This window comes from Lysinibacillus sphaericus, from assembly GCF_005217585.1.
GTDB classification, from domain to species: domain Bacteria; phylum Bacillota; class Bacilli; order Bacillales_A; family Planococcaceae; genus Lysinibacillus; species Lysinibacillus sphaericus.
In genome coordinates, this window is record NZ_SZPT01000004.1 from 190,755 (window position 1) to 212,277 (window position 21,523).

The following is a 21,523-nucleotide window of genomic DNA, read 5'->3' on the forward strand; positions in this document are numbered from 1 at the left end:
GAGAATATGCAAAACCTCAACCAATTTTCAGCAATATAATGCACTTTATAAATTCCAAAATGGATTATACCCTTGCCCTTTTCCAGAAGGCATCGCTCCTGGCACACCATCCGCCTCTAACAGCGGTCGAATAATCAGTTTTACTGGCCATTGTTGTTGCTCAAATAAAACTTTCCATAACCTTACTTTATCTGCTGCTGGAATATCAACAACTGTTACAGCCTTCATTAACGCCTGCTTCGTCGTATACCATAAAGTTCGCTCAGAAATAGAATATACTTGTGCAAGTGCCTCCATAATGGAAGCTAAATTTACTTGTGTCCCTAATGATTGAATATAAAAAATCAGCTTCTCCACACTTTCATTATATAAGCTGTTGGAATAACCTGGTCGAATATAATATTGCGGATCTTGAATATGATGGCGTTCTAAATAAGGCATATGAAGACGAACTGAGTCATGGTCTCTGAACAATAAACGATGGATTTGATTATTCTTTAATACCAGACAGCAATTTTGACCATGTATTTCAGGCAAAACCCCTACTTTGAATAATCTCATGGCAATTTCATAAAACATCGTTACCATTTCTGTATAAAAATCTATTACTTGCTGTTTTGTTAAAGTTTGGCCGAAGAGTTCATCTAAATAATGATGACCTTTTAAATTTACAGCTAAAGATGACATCGGAATGATTTTATAGTTCGCATCTAAAAGCTGCTTTGGATAAATGCGTATTTGCGCCGCTAGATGACGGGGATGGTCATCAAACAGCCCCATCGTTTCAGGCATATACCCCCACCAATTTTGTTCCTCACATAAAATAACCTTTTCCGTTAATATAGGGTCGCAAGAAATGGCTTGTCGCAGCAACTTTTCACCTGCTAGACCATTTAACAACTTAACAACAGGCAAATATCTCGATGCACCTAAAGAAAGTACACTTACTGGTAGTTTTAGCATCCTGCTAGACGGTTGATTAAATGCTAAAGAACGTAAGGATGAAGTCGCACATAAATCGCCTGCTTTTGCTGTTAATATAACAATCGTTCCATCGGCTAGTTCCTGCTCAAAATCTTTTAAAATAATGTTTTGTAACTGCCATGGATGCACAGGCATCATCGTGTACTCACTTTGCCGTAAACCTCGTCGTTCAAATTCTTGCGCTATCTCATACTTTTGTTTTTCCTCAAGTAAATCAAAACATTGGATGGGTGTTTGCTCATTCCCTTTTACTACCACATCATGACGAATGGCGACCCAACGAAGTGAGATGGGTTGACCAAATTCCGCCATATATTGTTGATAATCTTGCGCTGAAAATCCAATTTTAGCTTTCGCAAGCGGATGAAATGGCCGATCTCGAAACGAGGCAATCAGCTCTCCTTTGACATGCCATTGGTATGGTGTTTGAGGAGCAGATGCATCATAATTATTCATTTGTTCTATACTCAATGTTAATTGCTCAACAGCTACTAGTAGCCCCTTTAAAAAATCTGCCACTGCTGGATGCTGATAGGCTTTGGCAGAGAGACTAGTCTGCAAAATGGATGTGGCAAGCTCTTCAATTGACACGATTAACTGCCACTGTCCAGCCACTTGTCGATAAATAGGAGAATGACGCACCCATTGCTCACCCTGCTTATAGCTTTTTTCAACAAGAAAACAAAAGTTTCCTATGTAGACCTCTACTTCATGCGAATGGTAATGGGCAAATAAAGCACTTATTTCTTTCGCTGCATCTTGAAGAGATTGCTTTGAATACGTATCCCCGTCAAAGAACTGCTCGACTAAAAATGCATCCATTAAGTCCTTCTTAATAATTTCTGTAGCTCTTTCTCTTGCTGATACACTTTGCTGTACAATCATTGAATATGGCCTCCTTGGATATAATAAAATGCTGGATGAGGATGACCCAGAAAATCATGATGTGAAATTGTCCAACAATATGCACCTGATTTTTCAAAGATGACAATATCACCTACACGAACGGAAGACATAAAAGCATCTGTATGCAATCGATCCTTTGGCGTGCATAATTCCCCAACTAGATGGACCTTCTTATTGTGCAAGCTAGGTCGTTGGAATGGATATGTCCACGTTTCACTAGCATAAAGCTGAAATGGTTGATTATGTCCCCATGAGGCTGGCAATCTATTATGATGTGTGCCACCTCTTACAACGGCAAAATACTGTTGATGGGACTGTTTAATATCTAGTATTTCTGTAGCATAAAAGCCATAATCAGCAACAAGAAATCTCCCTGGCTCAAAAAAGAGTTGGATGCCATTTAAATCCTGCAAAATATCACTAGCTTGTAATAAGGACGTAAATTGTCGCCAGTCAAAAGATGGTTCTTCATTTTCATTATAGGAAACACCAAATCCACCTCCGGCATTCAGTACTTGCACATCTAATTGATACAAGCGTTGCCAGTCAAGTGCTTTTTGCACATAAAGTCGTACCATTTCTACATGCAATGATGAATGCACATTATTCGATAATGAGTGAAAATGGAAACCTTTAATTTGTACAAGCTGTAGTGGGTCTTGTCGTACAAGTGCCACCGCTTGTTGAATATCTGACTCGTCCAAGCCAAATGGACTCGCAGTACCTCCCATCGTAATTTTTGTTTCAGGAAGTGCATTTGTACGTAAATTTATGCGTAATAAAATATCGACCTTTTTATTTAACTTTTGTGCGAGCATTTGAATACGTCGTAATTCTAATAAACTTTCAACATGAATATATGAGACCTTTTGGCGTATAGCCATCTCCAATTCGGCATCCTTTTTTCCAGGTCCGCCAAATAAGATTGGTACATCCTCAGACACTGCACGCACATTTACTAATTCTCCGATAGAAGCAACTTCAAAGCCACGAACATATGGTAAAAGGGCCTTAATGATTCGTTGATCAGGATTTGCTTTAATCGCATAAAACAAAAATATTTGCTTTGGCAAAGTTTCAAGCATTCGGTTTACATGTGCTTGAATACCATCTAAGTCGTAAATATAAGCACAAACAGGCGCTGTTTTATTAGTATTTAATGACTGAATAACAGCTAGTAACGAATCACTCATATTGGCCTCCTGTTATATTTTGATAGTCCATTTTCTTTTGTCGATATGCTCGAAACGCTGTATTTCGGTCATCCCCTAACACAAAGATGCGTACACCTTTGTCAGCATATCGTCGATGCTGATGCATCTCTCTTGAAACAGTCGCATACGGTATATGGCATGTTTTTACAATGTCATATAACGCTTCGATCGCATTCTGCACTTGGGGATGTTCAATTTGCCAAGGTACGGCTAATGATTGCGATAAATCTGCCGCTCCTTCCAAAACAAATCCGATTTGTGGTAGTGATAAAATATCCTTACAATTACGAATGCCTTCTATGCTTTCAATCATTGGAATCATCATAATTTCTTCATTGGCTGCAGCAATATACTCAGTTAAAGGTTCTTTGGCAAAAGCTGCAGGGCGGCCACTATTCAAACTCCGATGCCCAATGGGATGATAATAACTATACTCAATAACCTGTTTGACTTGCTCTTTGCAACTTACATGTGGAATGACAATACCCTGTGCCCCACAATCCAATACTTTTAAGATTGAAGTACGATCTATTTCTGCAATTCTTACAAGTGGGGTTATCTCGAGTAGCTCTGCCGCACGAATCATATTTTCCAATATTTCTAAATCAATTGTCGTGTGCTCTAAATCAATAATGACAAAATCAAATTCAGCGTGACCAATTAATTCGATTACACTAGGATGAGGAATCGAAACAAATAACCCATATACCGTTTGATGACGTTTTATTTTGTCCTTCAACTTATTTCTCTTCATTTTTCAAAAACTCCAATGCCTGTAGTAAAGGATTTTGAGCCTTTCTAAAATACAATGTTTGATCACCATAAATACGTCTTTTTGTCATTTCCTCGATTAAAGCATCCGCTGCAAATAAATCAAACGTTTGAAAACGGTCTTTATATTGAGGATGTTGTTGCTGATAAGCTAAAATAACTTCCGTACAGGTGCGCCAAAAATCCTCTTCCCGCAATCCAAATTCCTCAAGCGTAAAACAAAGTTCAGTCATACAGATAAAGAAGAAAGCATCGAATGTATAATCTCTTACTTCTGAAACTTTAGCTGTTTTTAAAAATGAATACCGATTAAATTGTCGATGTGTGGCTGGCTCTGGATTTAACTTTGGCTCCCATTCCGGATGAAGGAGCTCTGAAGAACAAAACCTCACACCATCATGTAAGTCCTTAATAATGATTCGATGCGGAAAATTATTTTTTAATACGAGAATAATATTTTGCGCATGAGATTCTAACGCAATTCCGTGGACATAGAGTAAATGAACAATTGGCGTTACCAGCGTTTCGATTAAGGCTCGGCTCCATTTTTCTACCCCATACAATGCAATCGCCTGCTGAATAAACGCCTCGCCATTTTTTTGCTTATGCATCAATGCATTTAATGGCCACGCTTGTTCATCCTCTTGCAAATATTGCGCAATATTTTCTCGATGGATTACGCCTAATGTTCCATAAGCCACTGCATATTGCATAACAGATAATTTTTGATAGCGGAAAGATACCCCGATTGTCTCTTTTAAAATTTCAAACTGGCAATTTTTTAAGTATTCATCACTTTTAATAACTCGATCTAGCCAAGCGCTAATAATAGGCGCATTTTGTGTCGTATGATGCGCTAAAATACGGCTAGTAGATGTATTTGTAATACTAAGAGGTAATTTTAAATAACTCGCTTGTGCACTATGGCGATTTGATAACGAGCGAATGGATTGCTGTGATCGATATGAGCTTTCCGATTTCCCTAATATAATAATCGTCTTATCAGCGATTTGTGGGTAAAATACGGTCGCTATAATATGTTCAAATTGCCACGGATGAACGGGGAGAAAAACATAAGCTTGTTCATCTTCATCTATTTGCGCTCGTAATTGTTGTGTAAAATGTGCTAACTCCTCTGGCTGTAAATGATGCTGATACATTTCATTGATTGCAGTTGGTTCTAATACGGCAATATCTACAAAATGCCGACGAACAGCAAGCCAAGTTAACGCTATATCCTGATTAAATTCAGGACCATACAAATGATTATCTGCCAAAGTAAAACCAACTCGGGATTTATAGCTTGGATGATACGGATGACCATCAATCATGTGGCTTTCCAACGCCTCATAGTGCAAATCCTCTGCCGGTATAGACGGTGGCTGATTGCTCTTTGCCTGACTATCCTTCACAAAGGTCTCCAATAACTCCTGAACAAATGTCTTTGTATGCTGACCGTCTAACGTCTGCTGAACGACTTCTTCCAGAAAAGTATAGATACTTACATTGGCATCTCCGTCTCTTTGAATGGAATTCGGTTTCACTTTCACTCGACCGAATGACCATTTTTCTACTACTTCACATGTATAAAGGACCGTCTCTCCTTGAACATTTTGTCCTTGGAAGCTATAATGTTTTCCATTTTTCGTTACTGGAATAATTTCTTCAAAAAGCAATGCCTCTAATGTTTGGCACTTCAATCTCTCCTGTACTGTTTTATAGGATGCTTCACTTACTGGCATGAAAGCTGTCATCAATTTCATACAATTCATTCCCCTTATACAAAGCATTTTTAACTGCAACATATTCTGGTGTTTCACTTTTGCCAATTAAACAGCTATACAAATTTTTCTTAGCATAAAATACAGCTGTCGTTAACAGATGGGCTACTAGCTCATTCTGTGTTTGTTCCCATTCTTCAAGTAGCATTTCTCGTACAATTTGCCAAAAATGAGCTTCGCTTAACTGAAAATCTCTTGCAAGCGCATGTATAAATGACCCTAGATGATTTACCATGAAATAATATTTTGTCCTTGACCACGCCTGTTCTTTTTCATAAAACAAGGGTCCCTGTGCTTGTCTATGTGTAGCTACTTTTTCTTGTTCGATACTTACGCCTTCTAAATCCCGTATCCAAAAAATATGTGGTTTATCATCCCGAAGCGTTATAAGCGTATTTTGTAAATGCGCTTCAAAGTGAATGCCCTTTTTATCCGCGAGTCTAACAATTGGCAATAAAGAAATCGTTATATATTGTCGAAACCATTGCTCTACATTCTGTCCTTTCAACCAATCATAAAGTCGACAAGGCTTCCCTTGAATGGGCGCTTCTACTAAACTAGCAACAACATAGGTTGATTTTTCGTCTAGCACCATTGGTCGATAAGCCATCGTAAATAAAGCTGTTAATGCTTCCTCTTCAAAACGGCACGTACAGACACCTGTTTCATACAGAACCTTTGTATAGTGCTCTTCTACAAAACAATCATGTGCTAACAAATAATGCGCCGCATCTAGAGTTCTTGTCATTTGCTCTTGGCTATTAATCCTAAGCATATTGGTAATTTGAATTGACAGAGACAACTTCAAATTACATTTAAATTGTGGAATATAGACTGTTCGAACAGATGATGTTGGATAACAAACAGGACCGCTACTTCCCAAAAATCTTATTTTTTGTTGTCTTTCAAATTCTTGCACTGCCTCTAATGTTTGCACATAAGCATATTGCCAAGGATGCATCGGCAATATGCGATAATTATCATCATCAAATTTTAATTGCTGGCGAATATCGTATTCAAACTTTTGCAAAAATTCATGTGCTGCACTTTCAGTAACCCACGTTTCTTGAAAGATGTCATATCGAACAGCAAGGTAACAAAGTGGAAATGAAGTACGTAATTCTGGGCAATAGGTCGCTACTTCCTGTGATGTAAAGCCCACCGTGTTTTTGGGATATGGATGGAAAGGATGACCATATAGGAGTGATTGTTCAGAAGACAAGTAGTCGTTAATAAGGCTGCTTGTCGCATGTTTCAAAAATACAGCCATGTTTTGATAGCTATTTTCCACTCTAGCTATAAAATTTTGTACATGGTCATGTGTGATGGCTTTATTGTGTTGCAAGTATTCCTGAACAATTAATGAAGCAAGGAAGGTCAAGGTTAAAGCTTGGCCATTTTGCAAGGAAAAATACGCATATTCATGCTCACCATTCGGCGAATAAAAAGTAAACTTGCCAATAATCGTTTCGTGACTTGCTTGAAAATGTAGAGAAAATGTATGATCCTGCCTATTAACCTTCAGTAGCTTTCTTTGATTTTCACAGCATTCTCGCAAATAACAATTTAACAACACTTTACAACTATAAATAGCGGCTTGCTTTTCATGATGACTTTGCAAAGCTCCTTCTTTAATGAACACCAATGTCAACTCTCTTTCTTGTTATATATAATACAAAAGGAACAGTAACCAACATGATGCTCCCTAAAATCACACATTCTTCTTTGATTGCCATCCATTTTGCGTCTGCTACAGAAAGACCTGCATTTATTAACATACTCCATCTGAAGTCATAATAAATCGTTAATAACATGACTGCAAACGACGAAGAAAAGCGTTCAATCGTACTAGCTAATGCTGAGCCTTCGTGTAACTCCTCTTGTGAAAGTGTATGAAGACCAATTGTTGTGACAGTCATATTCGAAAGACCTCCGCCTATCCCCCTGCCAATCATCAACAAAATTAATACGAATATGGATACAGACTTTGATAAAAAAGAAAAGGATATAATAGATATGGCGACAATCACGATGCCGACTACTATAAAATTTTTAGATTTCCCTTTATCCATCCAATGTCCTCCCAACCACATAAACAAACTTGTAAAAATGGCTGTCGGAATGAACATCGCACCTACCGCGGAAGACGGGAGTTGATATACTTCCTGAAATAGTAGTGGCAATACAAAAACTGCCCCAAGCATCACGACATCTTGTATTGCAGCAATTAGCACTGTGATGGCGAAGATTGTTTTGCGTTGTAATAACTTATAATTTAATAGCGGCTCGATTTTCTTATTTTCTAACTGAATAAATCGAATTAATAAAAGCAAACCACCTACTAGCATCATGACTAATAGCCACGTAGGAAGAACCTGCTTTAGAAACAGTTGAATGCTGACACTTAGCATTAAAATACTTAGTACCATGTAAATAATGCCAAACAAATCCATCTCTTTTTTGCGCATAACTTGATATGAATTAATTTGAGTAGCACATAGACATAACGATACGATGGCAAAAGGAACATTCAGCCAAAATAGATATTGTAATTGACCAAATTGAATAATAAGCCCTCCAACAGTTGGACCAATAATAGACGCTACTGTTAGCTGTATTCCCCAAATCCCCGCCACTCGTCCATGTACTTCTTTCTCGTAAACATCAAACAATAAACTAAGGGATAGTGGAATCATTATGCCACCTGCAATGCCATGAAGACTGCGGACAATCAACACCACTTGAACATATTGATCGAATAATCCACCTATAATAGAAGAAAGTCCGTATATTGCAACACCCGCAATATACGCCCTTTTCCTACCTAAGCGGTCTACGACTAATGGTGTGAGAGGCATAGTAATGGTCATTGACAAGAGATATGCCAAAATGACCCAACCTGCCGAACTTGCACTAATGCCATATAGCTGCATAAAGCTCGGTAATAAAATATTAAAGGAACTATTTGTAAGTACGAGTGAAAAGGCAGCGATAAAAACGGCAAGTAAGGCTGAATGTTTCTTCATAGCTTGAATGTTTAACATAATGCATACAGCTCAACCGCTTGTTGTACAGACTCGGCAAATATATCTAATACTTTTTCGGTTTCAGTTTTATTGATGATAAGAGGTGGTAAAAATCTTAGTACTGCCCCCTTACGTCCACCCACTTCAATAATTAATCCATTTTCAAAGCATCTTTTCTGAATCATAGCGGCTAATTCGCCATCTGGAGGATAGTGTCCAAGACGATCGAACGACTTATTGGGATTAACAATTTCTACACCTATCATTAATCCTCTTCCACGCACATCGCCAATTTCACTGTACAATCGTCGCAATTGTTGCAACCCTTCAAAAAATTGAGCACTTCTTTCTTCAACATTTTGCAATACACGCTGTTCGCGCACATATTTTAATGTTGCTAATCCCGTCGCCATTGCTAATTGATTTCCTCGGAAAGTGCCTGTATGCGCACCTGCCTGCCATTGATCTAAAGCTTCCTGATAAATGACGACAGACATTGGCAAACTACCACCAATCGCTTTTGAGCATATAATTACATCTGGAATAATGCCCGCATGCTCAAATGAAAACATCTTCCCAGTCCTCCCTATCCCTGCTTGTACTTCGTCAATAATTAATGGGATATTTCGTTCTGCAGTTATTTTTCGCAATTGCTGTAGCCAAATTACATCCGCTGGAATAACACCTCCCTCTCCTTGCACCGTTTCTACAATTACACAGCATGGATTAGCTACACCACTTTCACAATCATCCAATAAATGTTCGATATATTGTGCACTAATCGTTGCAGTCATACCATTTCCCACACCAAATGGGCATCTAAATTCATAAGGGAAAGGTAGAAAATGTACATCTGGCAGTAAGCTTTGCAAATGCTGTTTTTTAGATAAATTACCGCTCATGGACATCGTTGCTTGTGTGGAGCCATGATATCCCCCTTGAAAAGCTAAAATAGATTTGCCTTTTGTAGCATGTTTCACTAATTTAATAGCCGCTTCGACCGCATCTGCGCCAGTCGGGCCACAAAATTGTATTTTTGCGGTATGTTTCATTTCCTCTGGCAATGCAGAGAAGATTTCTTTCATAAATTCTATTTTTAACGGTGTTGCTAAATCCAATGTATGAAGTGGTATTTGTTGATCCAATACTTCCCTGATAGCTGCTATGATGACATCATGATTATGCCCTAAGGCCAATGTACCCGCTCCAGCTAAACAATCATAATACTGTTTGCCTGCTACATCTGTCACAACCACACCTTGTGCTTTTTGTAAAATAAATGGGAAATGTCGCGAATATGCTCGTGCATTTGATTCACGCTCCCTTTGAAACATCAAATATTCTTCTTGAACATTCTCTGTTGCCATGTTGTCACTGCTCCTTTTCTATTTCTAATAGATAGGTTAAATATGATTGAGCTGCATTTTTAGTGCTTTTTGCAAAATAATTCGAGGGGTCCACCAAATCTGGCAAGGCATTTACTTCTAAAATGACGCCATTTGTTTGATCTAACGGTTTATCAATATGTAAACATCGAATGTCGATGCCTGCCACATCAATTTGCAATGCTTTGGCTGCACGAATCGCCATCTCAATATTTTCAGGACAAATATCTGCTGTGCGATCTGTTATAACATCATAAAAGTCCGTTACTAACATATTGTCATCCACAAATAACTCTACTTGTTGACCCTTTACTAAAACATCATCAAGCGTAAGCCCATTCCGATGTAATATATTTTGCAAGTCTATCGATTCCGCTTCGATTGCTTGATCATTTTCAGGCTCAAGCGTGTTTTTTTTCAATTGCTTATCTTTTAAATTCTCTAGCAATTGACGAATAGTCGAATAGCCGTCACCTTCTATAAAAGCTGATCGATATTCTAAAACACCAATCATCTCACCATCTATTACTAACACGCGATAATCATGTCCAACTACATATCTTTGAAGCATAATCTTTTGACTATATTGTTTAGCAACTATCACTGCTTGCTCTAATTGCTCTAGCGTTTTAATGCCAATGGTTACACCTAAACTACATTTAGCATTAATAGGTTTCACTACAACCGTTTTATTGTTTGTTAAAAATTGAATAGCTGGTTCTCCAACTTCCTCTACGATAAGCGTATCGGTAATAGGTAGTTTATTTCTTGCTAATAATTTGTTTGTTGCTTCCTTATTTTGTGCTAACAATCCGCTTATCAACAACAACTGATGAGACCTTGATTTATTGATAATAACTGTTTTGTCTTTATAAGATAGCTCTAAAAAATCCTCACAATCTGCAAGTAATGGTGTACAAACTATGCCCATTTCCTTTGCTTTCTGTATAATGATTTGATTTTGTAAATTGCTTATTTGCTGTTGTGTCAAACCTACTCCTCCCACGGAAAAATAATTGAGAACGATTATCATTATCAATTATATAATAACAATGTATGCTTCAATTTACAAGTTAATGTTAAAAAATAATCCACAATTTAGGAGAGGAAAGAAAACTCTTACTATTAATGCATGGTTAAATTCAAGGAATTTGGGGATTACAACGCTTACTTACTATAATTAATGCACGGGCACAAGGTGGCATTTTTCTTGTGCCTTAGCATCAATTATCGACTTTTAAAGAAAGGAAAGTTTCATTCACTCTACAATAGAGCCGAAAACCATTTATTTTACGTTGGCATTTTGGGGCATGATATACAATAATCATGTTCTTCTTCAGAGGTTAAATAATAATAACAGCAAGTTTTACGTAGTCTTATAGGCTTGTCGGTGCCTCTAGTCATAACCTTTGGCGTATTATATCGCGTAAACGGATTTTTACGTTCGCCAAAAATTTCACCTGGAGCTTCCGTCATAATGTACTGATAGTCTTCTTCTAAAAAGGCGATTTCCCTTTCACTTGCCCCTTGGCGAAATTGCGTTTCATAAAACCAGTGCACATACATAGCCGCATGCTCCCATAAAACCGCTTTTGAAACTTTAGCAGTAGTCGACAGCGCCTTCCATACCTTTGTTATATTATCCGCGAATACCGATTGGAGGATTTGATCTCTCCATTCCGCTCTGCTTATGGGTAGAAACACTTGTGCATCAACCAATGCTATTTTTGGGAGCCATAAATCTTCCTGATAGCTTGACTCCACACGAACATTGTCAATTGACGCATTTATCCCCTTTTGGAGCATCGACATAGCAAACAGAGGTGCCGCCATTGTTAATACGCTATAGCGCTTTCCGAATAAAGAAGCTGTAGTGATTAAAGAAGTAGAATTAAAAATTGGCGAAATGATTTGTAGATATTGACGACAGTGCTCTCCACACAGCAAATCCTTGGATGAAATTGAATAGGGCGAAGAGGGCAAATTTGTCTCCGTAAAACGATAGTTCTCTGTTAGAATAGCAATATCTGTCGGCGTTAGTCGGTTATCATTCGGTACATTTACCATAAAAGTTCCTCCTGCTTAGGCTCTAAGGCAGCACTTGATGCCCTTTCCATGCGGTACACATAAAGGTGTGCCAAAAAGAGGATCGTTCATAATCGTGCAACCCATGCCAAATACATCCTTCACTAAATCAATTGTTATAATATCCTCTGGCCTTCCTTGTGCGTAAATTTTTTTATCGCGCACTGCCACGATATGATGGGCATAACGACAAGCTAAATTTAAGTCATGCAAAACCATAACAACCGTACGATTTTCTTTGCTATTTAAATCGAACAATAAATCTAAAATTTCTACTTGGTGTGCCATATCTAAGTAAGTCGTTGGCTCATCCAATAAAATCAAGTCTGTCTTTTGTGCCAATGTCATTGCAATCCATGCCCGCTGGCGTTGACCTCCAGATAATGCATTGACAGGGCTATTCGCAAATGGTGTCATCTGTGTTGCTTCCAATGCTTGATTGACAATCTGCTCGTCTTCTTTTGACCATTGCTTGATCCAGCTTTGATGCGGGTACCGACCTTGTTTAATCAATTGTAAAACTGTTAATCCTTCAGGCGCTATTGGTCCTTGTGGCAATATCGCTAATCGTTTCGCAACTGCTTTTGTCGATAAATCTCGTATTTTTTCACCGTCTAATAATACATGTCCATCTTTCGGTTTAATTAGGCGTGCAAATGTCCGTAATAATGTTGATTTGCCACAGCCATTTGCACCAACTAAAACCGTAATTTTCCCCTTTGGTATTTGTAAATGTAAATCCTCCAGTATGTTGGCATTCCCATAGGTAACTGTTAATGCATTCGCCTCTAGTACATTATTCAAAATTGTTACACCTCTTTCTCATATTGTACTGCTACATAAGAATCTATATATAAATGTTCCTTATGTATCGTTCATTTCTAAACGTGTTATGAATGTTGATTTCTTGTACGGAACAGTAAATAAATAAAAAATGGCGCACCAATTGCAGCAGTAAATACACCTGCTGGTAAATCTTTTGGCAAAAATAGTGTACGACCAACAATGTCTGCAAAAATTACGATAATGGCTCCGACCATTGCAGAAATCGGAATAAGTGCGGCAAATGAACGGCCTACCAGCATTCTACTAATATGAGGTGCTACTAATCCGACGAATGCTATTCCTCCTACAAAGGCAACGGCTGTGCCAGCTAACATAACACTAATCAACAAGAACAATACTCGGTAAACTTGTACTTTAACTCCTACACCTACTGCAACATCATCACCTAATTCTTTTACATTAATGACTCTTGCCATGACAAAAGTGAAGATACTTAAAACAATCACCCATGGGAGTAATAAGTAAACATCCTGCATATTGGCCCCATACAAACTACCTGTAAGCCATATGTAAGCTCTTGTTGTGCGTACTTCTTCACCCATGACAATTAGCATTGTCACTATCCCTTTCGTAAGTGCCGAAATCCCAATACCGATTAACACCATTCGTATAGGTGTGACACCCTTATTCCAAGACAAGAGATAGATAATAGCCGATACTACTCCCGCTCCTATAATGGCTGCTAATGGTAAGTAGTGTATGCTCACCGTTGCATACGTAAGAAATAACATTGCACCTACTGATGCACCACTTGTTACACCTATAATATCCGGTGCAGCTAAAGGATTTCGAATAATGCCCTGTAATATTAACCCTGATACAGCAAGCGCCATCCCAACTAGCACGGCAAGCAATACTCTAGGAAGTCGTAACGTTTGGATTGTAAATAGATATTCACCTGTACCGTAGCCAAACAATTCCTTTAGTACAGTCACTGGATGTATAAAATCACTCCCTACCGAAAGCGCAAGCATAATCATGCCGCATAGCAATATACAAAGAAGGATAGTAACCATTGCTACTTTTTTTGATAGTTGAAAAGATATTTTATTTGATTTCGTTCTTACCGTTATATAATTATGCATTTTTCGCTAACCCCCTTCGCGCTATATAAATGAAGAAGGGTGCACCAATAAATGCTGTCATAACACCGATGGGCATTTCTAACGGCATAATCACAAAGCGAGCTGCAATATCTGCCAACAGTAATAATGTTGAACCAATGACTGCACTAAACGGAATTATCCAGCGATAATCTGTACCTACTAAGCCCATCGCCATATGAGGCACGATTAAGCCGATAAAGCCAATGGAGCCAGCAACTGCGACTGATCCCCCAGCAAGCAAGATAACAATAATACCCATAACAACCTTTGTTAAAATCGTGCGTTGCCCTAAGCCTTTCGCAATATCATCTCCTGACTGCAAAATATTGATGGAACGCCCCATTAAAAAGGCCACACTGCTACCTATTACGATGAATGGTAATACAGGTAATAACATATTCAAATCTCTCCCTGAAACAGAACCCGCAAGCCAAAAAAGCACACTTTGTATGCCCTGCTCATCGATTACCAACAATCCCTGTGTAAATGAGACAAATAATGCCGAAATAGCAGCACCCGCTAGCACAATTTTGATTGGCGTTAAGCCGTCTCTTCCTAAAGACCCTAAGAAAAACACAAGAACACCCGCAACACCAGCTCCTAAAAAAGCAACCCACATATAATGGATTAACGAGTCCATAGAAAAAAATGTAATTGCACAAACAATAAAAAATAATGCGCCTGCGTTAACACCTAAAATATCTGGTGCGGCTAAAGGATTTCTCGTCAAAGCACGCATTAAAGCCCCTGCTATTGCAAGACTTGCTCCAACTACAGTAGCAACAACAGCTCTAGTGAAACGAGATGTCCGAATGATTACATGCTCCGCATTTGATGCATCATAGTTGAAAAAAGCATCATACACTAATCGAAATGGAATTGATGTTTGACCAAGAGCTACACTTAACATAAATGCCACTATCAGCAACACACAACAAATAATAAAGACACTTTTTTTCATTGAGGTACTGGTAAGCAAATTTTGCATTGAACTCCTACTTTCTTAACCTTATTTATGTCTTTTTCTAGCCACCTCTTGCATCTTCCCATATACAATAGATGAAGCATTATTTAGAAATGAAGGGGCTCATCGCTTTAGAGCCCCCTTTTTGATGCAAAGAATAGCATTCCTTGCGATACCTTAATCGACTATATCTGCTTTCTTACTTTTCTAGCTCAAATCTGTCATAAATATCATCCAACATAATATGGGCACTTAAAATACCACCTGCAAAATTCCAGTACACCTCTTCCACACGATATACTTGGTCATTTTTAACCGCTTCAAGCTCTTTCCATAATGGATGGCTTGTCCATTCTTCTAATGTTTTTTTCGTTGCTTCATCTTCGATATAAAACATATAAATGACATCTGCATCCATTTGCGGAATGCTTTCTTTATCTGTAAACCTTAATACGATAGGTAGCGGATTTTCCGTTATATTTTTTGGTCCTTTAAAGCCAAGCTCTGTTAAAATTTCACCTGCATAACCGGCTGGATAAACACGTGCGTGGTCAGCTCTAAAATTGACAACCGAAGCACTAATTGGCCATTTATCCCCTAGCTTATCTTTAATTTTTGTTTGGAAATCAGCTACACGACTTTCCCATTCTGCAAGTAATTCTTTTGCTTTATCTTCTTTACCAGTCGATTCTCCGATTAAATTGATTGTCCCTTTAAAATCAAATACATCTTGATGAACAACTGTCGGTGCGATTTGTGATAATTGTTCATAAATTTCCTCATGACGATTTTTCGAAGCAATAATTAAATCCGGCTGAAGTTTTGCAATTTCCTCTAAGTTAGGCTGTGTTTCTTCCCCTAAAAGAGGAATACCTTCTAAGTCCTTTTGTAAATACTCATAATATGGTGTATCTGCCCAAGATTCTACAACTCCTACAGGTTTGATGCCCATCGCTACAGCAACATCCGTAGCACCTTGATAAAGCGTAACGATTTTCGTAGGTGTCCCTTCGATTGTTGTTGTACCCAAGGAATGTGTAACTTCTCTACTGCTATTTTCAGTACTACTTTCTTGCGTTGTATTATTGTCATCCGCATTCGAAGCATCTTCAGATTCCTTATTTCCACATCCGACTAACACCAATGCAAATAACAATACTAAAAACATGACCATCTTTCTAAAGCTTATAAATTTAATAGAGTTCACTATAATTTTCCTCCAATCAAATAATTAAATGACCGATAATGATAATCATTATCATTATAATTATGTAAAGCATGAATTTCAATATATTTTTAGAATATTTAGGATGTTTATTTTTTCCTTTTGTATGTATTATTGAAAAATCGCAATGAATAAAGGCATAAAAATTAGTAGCCTAAGAAAAACAGACATGTTTCTCTCCAGCTACTTTTATTGTCCTTTTCCTATACATCATTGCTATGTTGCCAAAAGCTGCACACAATAGATAACCCCATAAATAGGAAGTGCGATAGATGTAAGAAAATACATCAACATTTCACCTTTAGTAAGCTTTCGTTTCCACTTCGTTAATTTAAGTTGTCGTCTGTAAATAAAACTAGAAAGTAAGATTATCAAAAAAGTGATATCTTTTATATTCTCTATAAAGAGATGCATCTCTTCCTCTCCCTTCGTTTTACAAAAGGCTCTCTCTATTTTATTTAATGACTACATAGCCAAAAAAAGAATCATCTATAAATTTAGATTAAAAAAAGAGCATTGGGATTTTTATTATCCAATGCTTTACATATTTAACCTATTTAACTTAAGCATTTATCCTCAATGCTTCGTAAAATTTGAGCGCTCACATTAAGGTCGCGAATATTCAATCTCATAGAGGTAGTATTTAAGTTCTTAAAGATCTTTAATACTGTTTTAAAAGGGTTATCAGCTAAACAAGCCTGATTACTAATTAACTCAAAAAAATCATATGGCTTATCTATTAATTCCGTATGCTTATCTACAAAAAATATTGAATCAATTTTACTGACATTCTCATAATAATTCCAACCAGGAACATCGCTAATATGAATTAACTCTGTCGTTAAACCCGTTTCCTCGATATGAAACGTTGGCATTTCACTAGGAATTTTTTCAACTATCTGTTTAAACTTATCTTCATAATACTCTTTTGTTGTATTTCTTAGGCCTATCGGTTTTTTAAAAGGCAGAATCTCTCCTGTTTCATTATCAATAACTAATAAATCATCACTAATTAAACGATGACCATATTCCAATAATTCCATTATTAATGTCGTCTTACCTGAGCGACTAGGGCCAAAAATAGCAATTGTTTTATTATTAACCCTAATTGCACACCCATGAAAAAATGAATACTTATTTCTAAAGAAGGGTACTGTAATGGGCGGGAGAAATGTTGCCTCTTCAACCCATTTTTCAAGTGAATTTTCATCTGGTCCATGAAGAATGACTAGTTTATCATTTGATAACATATCACTGACCATAATGTTATAAGAAGAGCGATTCTCAATTTTAATATAATAAGCAATTGATGTTGTAGTATCGTTATCTACGTACTCTCTATAAATATATGCTAATTGCTTCAATAAATACGAATCATTACTCTCTATATTTATTACATCACCGAAAAAGTTAAAATTTATCTTTAAACGCTCCACTCACGCATCACTCTCTAACATATTTTCAAAGTTCTTAATTGTTACCTCAACTTGCTGTTCAAACTCACTTAAATCGCCTTCAGGAATAGAGTATTCTTTCATTAGCTTATTTTTGATGTCTACAAGTGATGTTCCGTTAATATGCATTTTAATGATTGAAGATGCTGTTTCATTTAAAAAAACTGGATCTTTCCCATCAATATCTACTACCGCTGTATTGCCAGTTTCAATATACTCATAGTTTTTCATCTTAATCCCTCACTTTTTGGTATTAGGCTGTGTTAAACGTATCTCTTTAGGCTGGTTGAATATTTTTGCCCCATACTAAAATCAACTTTTAACACAGCCCCTTCTTAGTAACATTAATTTCTTGTAAGCTCCCCATGGTGACCACTACTGTTGCTTGCATATAGAGAAGATTCAATTGACGACATCCTATTATCAAACTTTTTGACTGATAAAGCTTTTATCTTAGGACAAATCCATTTCTTCATCTGATCACCTCTTCAAATCAACTTAATTATAAAAATTAGTTACGTGTCAGTTCCCCACGGTGTCCACCGCTTGCATATAATGCTGATTCGATTGATAAAATTTTATTATCGAATTTTGTGATTTGTAATGCGTCCATTTTTGGGCTAATCCATTTTTTCATCTATGTTCACCTCCTTATATTTTTGCTGGCTATTAGTTACGTGTCAGTTCTCCACGGTGTCCACTGCTTGCATATAATGCTGATTCGATTGATAAAATTTTATTATCGAATTTTGTGATTTGTAATGCGTCCATTTTTGGGCTAATCCATTTTTTCATCTGTCTTCACCTCCTTATATTTTTGCTGGCTATTAGTTACGTGTCAGTTCCCCACGGTGTCCACTGCTTGCGTATAATGCTGATTCGATTGATAAAATTTTATTATCGAATTTTGTGATTTGTAATGCGTCCATTTTTGGGCTAATCCATTTTTTCATCTGTCTTCACCTCCTTATATTTTTGCGAGCTATTAGTTACGTGTCAGTTCTCCACGGTGTCCACTGCTTGCGTATAATGCTGATTCAATTGATAAAATTTTATTATCGAATTTTGTGATTTGTAATGCGTCCATTTTTGGGCTAATCCACTTTTTCATCTATTTTCACCTCCTTATATTTTTGCGAGCTATTAGTTACGTGTCAGTTCCCCACGGTGTCCACTGCTTGCGTATAATGCTGATTCGATTGATAAAATTTTATTATCAAATTTTGTGATTTGTAATGCGTCCATTTTTGGGCTAATCCATTTTTTCATCTGTCTTCACCTCCTTTAATAGTGCTAATTGATAGCTAAAGCATCATTATTTCAGGGGGCTTGTAGCTACGGGTGTTAGCCATGCTTTTAATGGCATAGTAATAATTAAAATCAAAAGGAATATCGATATTAAAATCAGTTTCTATTTTCGATATAGGTATAAGAACTTTTTTATTGGGGGCGGTAATTTGTTTATAGATATACTCTTTTCCATAAGTCTTACTACCAATAATTGTGGTATTTTTGTCATCCTTGAATTTATCCGCAAATAACTCAGCAGAGCTACATGTTGAATTTGAGACGAGTATATAGATATGAGCAATTGAATATTTCTTACAGGTGTGAACAAACCAATTATAGTAATTAATCATCTTCTGCAATTCCCCGCCGAAATTAACTCTTAAATCGATCACGATATTTTTCTTATAGATTTGTTCATCTATTTCTGGAATGACATCAAAACTAATACATTGTAAAAACAAGTGATTATTACTAGTAAAATTTTCGTACACAATCTGGCTCCAATCGAAGTCTTCTAAAGTTAAAATCCACTGACTACCATTATCAAACTCCACTATGTTTTCCCCAACTGCCCAATTACTACTAACATCAGGTGCTTTACCGTTAGCTTTCACAATCGTATTGGATTGGATCTCTTTCGGTAATGGAGGATAAATATCTATGATGGATATTTTAGAATCACTTTTCTGAATTAGTATTCCGAATTTTTCGAAAATTTTCTCCAAAGTTTCTTCCTCTATCGTGATTACTTTAGACATATGCCACAGACTCCTTATCGACATAATTTGTAAAATCGTATTTTATATCAAATTTGTCGTAGATATCCTCGGGTGTGTTGTGCGAAACAACAATGATTGTTTTATCTTTTATATTTAACAGCTCATCCCAAAATATTTGACTATTAAAACTATCAAGATTAGAAGTAGGTTCATCAAAAATTAAAGTCGATTTATCTGACATTAATCCTCTTAAAATAAGCAATCTTCTCTTTTCACCGCTAGAGAGTTTTGTTACGTCTTCACTTAAAAGTTTCTCTTCTGATAAAAACTTCTTCATATAATTAAGTTCTTCTTCACTATACTCATCTCTTAATAAAATATTAAATATAGGTGAACCATCAAAAAGATTGTTGTCAGTCATAACGTACATAATATCTTTAAATGGATTACTATCAACCTTAAGACTATTGTTGTCATAACAAATTTCCCCAGTATGGTTGCTCTTTAATAATCCCAATATTGATTCTAAAAATATAGATTTGCCTAAACCACTTTGCCCTGTAATAATATGTGTGTTGTTTTTTTGGAAAGTTACATCATTATAGTTGAAAACCGTATTATCAAATTTAAAGGATAATTTTTTAGTAGTAATTGCGTTATCATAGCTAATCGCTGTTTCAAGATTATCTGTTTCTACACAGATAATGGAGTTAATATCTTCTCTTAGTTTTTTTGTGCTGTTTATATTATTTATACTCCTTGAAAGCGATAAAATCGGCATACTTAATTGCTCTACTAAACCTAAAAGGGTAATCGTAACACCAGGAGTAATATGACCTTTAATAATTAATAAAACCGATATCGCTAGAATTAAGAAATGAGATGAATATGATAGCAAGGAATACATCGTATTTAATGTAATTCTATAATTCTCCGTTTTTAACCCCGCATCTCTTTCTTTATTAATTTCATTTCTAGACCTATTTCGAAAAAGGGCATCAGCATTTAAAATTCTTACGTACTTTAGATTATCTAATAGATTTTTAAAAAAGCTAAGGTTATCCCCTTTTTGGTTTAAAAAGCTTTTTTCAAGATTAGCCAGTTTATCTTTGAATAATTTAGTTACCAATAAAGGCAGAAACATAAAAGCAATTACAACTAAGCCAATATAGATATTAATAATAAGTAAAGACGTTGTAACGAAAACGATCCTTAGCGTTAAGTAAATAGCATCAAAAGAACTTCTATAATATTGATACTCTAAACTATCAACAACATTCGTTAACGCATTTAAGTGATGTTCATTTTTCACCTTTATATTTGAAAAGTCTCTAGTCTTTAATACGTTGTTAATAATTGAATTTTTAAGTTTTGCAAAAGTATTTCTAATTAAATGATTTTCATATTTCCATTCTAAAAAGTAAAATAGCACTTCGATTAAAATTAAAACCCCGAAAATCAAAATATACGTAGAGACTTTATCTAAATTTTGATCAAGTGCTCCTTGAAATAAATCACCTTTAATAAATTGGATAATTGTCCCCATTAATGTTGAAACAATTAAAATAGAAATCAAAAGAAATGTACTTCTATTTTTCATTCCAAAAATAATAGATTTTTTCAAATCCAAGCCCCTCCTAGCCTACTCATTAAAAAATAAATAGAGTAATTACGTAGAAAATATCAATCCATCCACCCATTTAATAAAACCTCCTTTCAACTTAAACTGTATTCTCAAATCGAATAAACGCTGTTGTTTATATGTTT

22 protein-coding genes are annotated in these 21,523 nt (G+C 36.3%); all 22 read right to left on the reverse strand.

Features of this window, described 5'->3' with window-relative positions; translation table 11 throughout:
* Positions 1 to 45: 45 nt before the first annotated feature.
* Complete coding sequence (locus tag FC748_RS17145) at positions 46 to 1,869, reverse strand: IucA/IucC family protein (protein ID WP_108030765.1); 1,824 nt, start codon at positions 1,867 to 1,869, stop codon at positions 46 to 48.
* A complete protein-coding gene (locus tag FC748_RS17150) occupies positions 1,866 to 3,083 on the reverse strand; it encodes a type III PLP-dependent enzyme (RefSeq protein WP_108030764.1) in 1,218 nt (405 codons plus the stop codon). The genes FC748_RS17145 and FC748_RS17150 overlap by 4 nt, the downstream gene beginning before the upstream one ends.
* Positions 3,076 to 3,858 carry an HpcH/HpaI aldolase family protein gene (locus tag FC748_RS17155; RefSeq protein ID WP_024364021.1) on the reverse strand — a complete coding sequence of 261 codons (783 nt, stop codon included), beginning with the start codon at positions 3,856 to 3,858 and terminating at the stop codon, positions 3,076 to 3,078. Before FC748_RS17155 ends, FC748_RS17150 begins: the two co-directional genes overlap by 8 nt.
* A complete protein-coding gene (locus FC748_RS17160) occupies positions 3,845 to 5,638 on the reverse strand; it encodes an IucA/IucC family protein (protein ID WP_108030763.1) in 1,794 nt (597 codons plus the stop codon). Before FC748_RS17160 ends, FC748_RS17155 begins: the two co-directional genes overlap by 14 nt.
* Positions 5,604 to 7,298: an IucA/IucC family protein gene (locus FC748_RS17165; protein WP_108030836.1), complete on the reverse strand. Its 1,695-nt coding sequence runs from the start codon at positions 7,296 to 7,298 to the stop codon at positions 5,604 to 5,606. Before FC748_RS17165 ends, FC748_RS17160 begins: the two co-directional genes overlap by 35 nt.
* Complete coding sequence (locus FC748_RS17170; protein ID WP_108030762.1) at positions 7,288 to 8,700, reverse strand: MFS transporter; 1,413 nt, start codon at positions 8,698 to 8,700, stop codon at positions 7,288 to 7,290. The genes FC748_RS17165 and FC748_RS17170 overlap by 11 nt, the downstream gene beginning before the upstream one ends.
* Positions 8,694 to 10,049: a diaminobutyrate--2-oxoglutarate transaminase gene (locus tag FC748_RS17175; RefSeq protein ID WP_108030761.1), complete on the reverse strand. Its 1,356-nt coding sequence runs from the start codon at positions 10,047 to 10,049 to the stop codon at positions 8,694 to 8,696. Before FC748_RS17175 ends, FC748_RS17170 begins: the two co-directional genes overlap by 7 nt.
* Before the next feature lie 4 nt (positions 10,050 to 10,053).
* Positions 10,054 to 11,058, reverse strand: a complete 1,005-nt coding sequence (locus tag FC748_RS17180; RefSeq protein WP_167492695.1) for an ATP-grasp domain-containing protein — start codon at positions 11,056 to 11,058, stop codon at positions 10,054 to 10,056.
* A 299-nt stretch (positions 11,059 to 11,357) separates the two neighbouring features.
* On the reverse strand, positions 11,358 to 12,134 hold the full coding sequence (locus tag FC748_RS17185; protein ID WP_108030759.1) for an IucA/IucC family C-terminal-domain containing protein: 777 nt from the start codon (positions 12,132 to 12,134) through the stop codon (positions 11,358 to 11,360).
* A gap of 15 nt (positions 12,135 to 12,149) precedes the next feature.
* Positions 12,150 to 12,956, reverse strand: a complete 807-nt coding sequence (locus FC748_RS17190; RefSeq protein ID WP_108030758.1) for an ABC transporter ATP-binding protein — start codon at positions 12,954 to 12,956, stop codon at positions 12,150 to 12,152.
* A gap of 86 nt (positions 12,957 to 13,042) precedes the next feature.
* Positions 13,043 to 14,083 carry a FecCD family ABC transporter permease gene (locus FC748_RS17195; protein WP_024364029.1) on the reverse strand — a complete coding sequence of 347 codons (1,041 nt, stop codon included), beginning with the start codon at positions 14,081 to 14,083 and terminating at the stop codon, positions 13,043 to 13,045.
* Positions 14,076 to 15,092 (reverse strand): FecCD family ABC transporter permease, encoded by a 1,017-nt coding sequence (locus FC748_RS17200; RefSeq protein ID WP_024364030.1) that lies wholly within the window; start codon positions 15,090 to 15,092, stop codon positions 14,076 to 14,078. The genes FC748_RS17195 and FC748_RS17200 overlap by 8 nt, the downstream gene beginning before the upstream one ends.
* 175 nt (positions 15,093 to 15,267) lie before the next feature.
* On the reverse strand, positions 15,268 to 16,242 hold the full coding sequence (locus tag FC748_RS17205; RefSeq protein WP_038510681.1) for an ABC transporter substrate-binding protein: 975 nt from the start codon (positions 16,240 to 16,242) through the stop codon (positions 15,268 to 15,270).
* Between the two features lie 608 nt (positions 16,243 to 16,850).
* The gene (locus FC748_RS17215; RefSeq protein ID WP_025220807.1) at positions 16,851 to 17,729 is read right to left on the reverse strand and encodes a phosphoenolpyruvate carboxykinase (ATP); all 879 of its coding nucleotides are present in this window, start codon (positions 17,727 to 17,729) and stop codon (positions 16,851 to 16,853) included.
* The gene (locus FC748_RS17220; protein ID WP_024364034.1) at positions 17,730 to 17,978 is read right to left on the reverse strand and encodes a hypothetical protein; all 249 of its coding nucleotides are present in this window, start codon (positions 17,976 to 17,978) and stop codon (positions 17,730 to 17,732) included. It abuts the gene before it with no gap.
* Between the two features lie 280 nt (positions 17,979 to 18,258).
* Positions 18,259 to 18,384, reverse strand: coding sequence for a hypothetical protein (locus tag FC748_RS22455; protein ID WP_255702601.1), 126 nt, complete (start codon positions 18,382 to 18,384; stop codon positions 18,259 to 18,261).
* Positions 18,385 to 18,416: 32 nt separating this feature from the next.
* Complete coding sequence (locus FC748_RS22460; protein WP_255702602.1) at positions 18,417 to 18,542, reverse strand: hypothetical protein; 126 nt, start codon at positions 18,540 to 18,542, stop codon at positions 18,417 to 18,419.
* A 32-nt stretch (positions 18,543 to 18,574) separates the two neighbouring features.
* Positions 18,575 to 18,700: a hypothetical protein gene (locus FC748_RS22465; RefSeq protein ID WP_255702602.1), complete on the reverse strand. Its 126-nt coding sequence runs from the start codon at positions 18,698 to 18,700 to the stop codon at positions 18,575 to 18,577.
* A 32-nt stretch (positions 18,701 to 18,732) separates the two neighbouring features.
* Positions 18,733 to 18,858 (reverse strand): hypothetical protein, encoded by a 126-nt coding sequence (locus FC748_RS22470; protein ID WP_255702602.1) that lies wholly within the window; start codon positions 18,856 to 18,858, stop codon positions 18,733 to 18,735.
* 32 nt (positions 18,859 to 18,890) lie between these two features.
* Positions 18,891 to 19,016, reverse strand: coding sequence for a hypothetical protein (locus FC748_RS22475; protein WP_255702602.1), 126 nt, complete (start codon positions 19,014 to 19,016; stop codon positions 18,891 to 18,893).
* A gap of 35 nt (positions 19,017 to 19,051) precedes the next feature.
* Complete coding sequence (locus FC748_RS17225; protein WP_167492696.1) at positions 19,052 to 19,795, reverse strand: S41 family peptidase; 744 nt, start codon at positions 19,793 to 19,795, stop codon at positions 19,052 to 19,054.
* The gene (locus FC748_RS17230) at positions 19,788 to 21,380 is read right to left on the reverse strand and encodes an ATP-binding cassette domain-containing protein (protein ID WP_108030756.1); all 1,593 of its coding nucleotides are present in this window, start codon (positions 21,378 to 21,380) and stop codon (positions 19,788 to 19,790) included. Before FC748_RS17230 ends, FC748_RS17225 begins: the two co-directional genes overlap by 8 nt.
* Between the last annotated feature and the right edge of the window lie 143 nt (positions 21,381 to 21,523).

Coding starts and splice junctions, on each gene's coding strand:
- FC748_RS17220 (WP_024364034.1), bottom strand. CDS start 17,978: ATGAAAAACTATGAGTATATTGAAACTGGCAATACAGCGGTAGTAGAT.
- FC748_RS17225 (WP_167492696.1), bottom strand. CDS start 19,795: ATGTCTAAAGTAATCACGATAGAGGAAGAAACTTTGGAGAAAATTTTC.
- FC748_RS22470 (WP_255702602.1), bottom strand. CDS start 18,858: ATGAAAAAGTGGATTAGCCCAAAAATGGACGCATTACAAATCACAAAA.
- FC748_RS17170 (WP_108030762.1), bottom strand. CDS start 8,700: ATGTTAAACATTCAAGCTATGAAGAAACATTCAGCCTTACTTGCCGTT.
- FC748_RS17145 (WP_108030765.1), bottom strand. CDS start 1,869: ATGATTGTACAGCAAAGTGTATCAGCAAGAGAAAGAGCTACAGAAATT.
- FC748_RS22460 (WP_255702602.1), bottom strand. CDS start 18,542: ATGAAAAAATGGATTAGCCCAAAAATGGACGCATTACAAATCACAAAA.
- FC748_RS17175 (WP_108030761.1), bottom strand. CDS start 10,049: ATGGCAACAGAGAATGTTCAAGAAGAATATTTGATGTTTCAAAGGGAG.
- FC748_RS17205 (WP_038510681.1), bottom strand. CDS start 16,242: ATGGTCATGTTTTTAGTATTGTTATTTGCATTGGTGTTAGTCGGATGT.
- FC748_RS17155 (WP_024364021.1), bottom strand. CDS start 3,858: ATGAAGAGAAATAAGTTGAAGGACAAAATAAAACGTCATCAAACGGTA.
- FC748_RS22465 (WP_255702602.1), bottom strand. CDS start 18,700: ATGAAAAAATGGATTAGCCCAAAAATGGACGCATTACAAATCACAAAA.
- FC748_RS17195 (WP_024364029.1), bottom strand. CDS start 14,083: ATGCATAATTATATAACGGTAAGAACGAAATCAAATAAAATATCTTTT.
- FC748_RS17150 (WP_108030764.1), bottom strand. CDS start 3,083: ATGAGTGATTCGTTACTAGCTGTTATTCAGTCATTAAATACTAATAAA.
- FC748_RS17160 (WP_108030763.1), bottom strand. CDS start 5,638: ATGAAATTGATGACAGCTTTCATGCCAGTAAGTGAAGCATCCTATAAA.
- FC748_RS22455 (WP_255702601.1), bottom strand. CDS start 18,384: ATGAAAAAATGGATTAGCCCAAAAATGGACGCATTACAAATCACAAAA.
- FC748_RS22475 (WP_255702602.1), bottom strand. CDS start 19,016: ATGAAAAAATGGATTAGCCCAAAAATGGACGCATTACAAATCACAAAA.
- FC748_RS17200 (WP_024364030.1), bottom strand. CDS start 15,092: ATGCAAAATTTGCTTACCAGTACCTCAATGAAAAAAAGTGTCTTTATT.
- FC748_RS17185 (WP_108030759.1), bottom strand. CDS start 12,134: ATGGTAAATGTACCGAATGATAACCGACTAACGCCGACAGATATTGCT.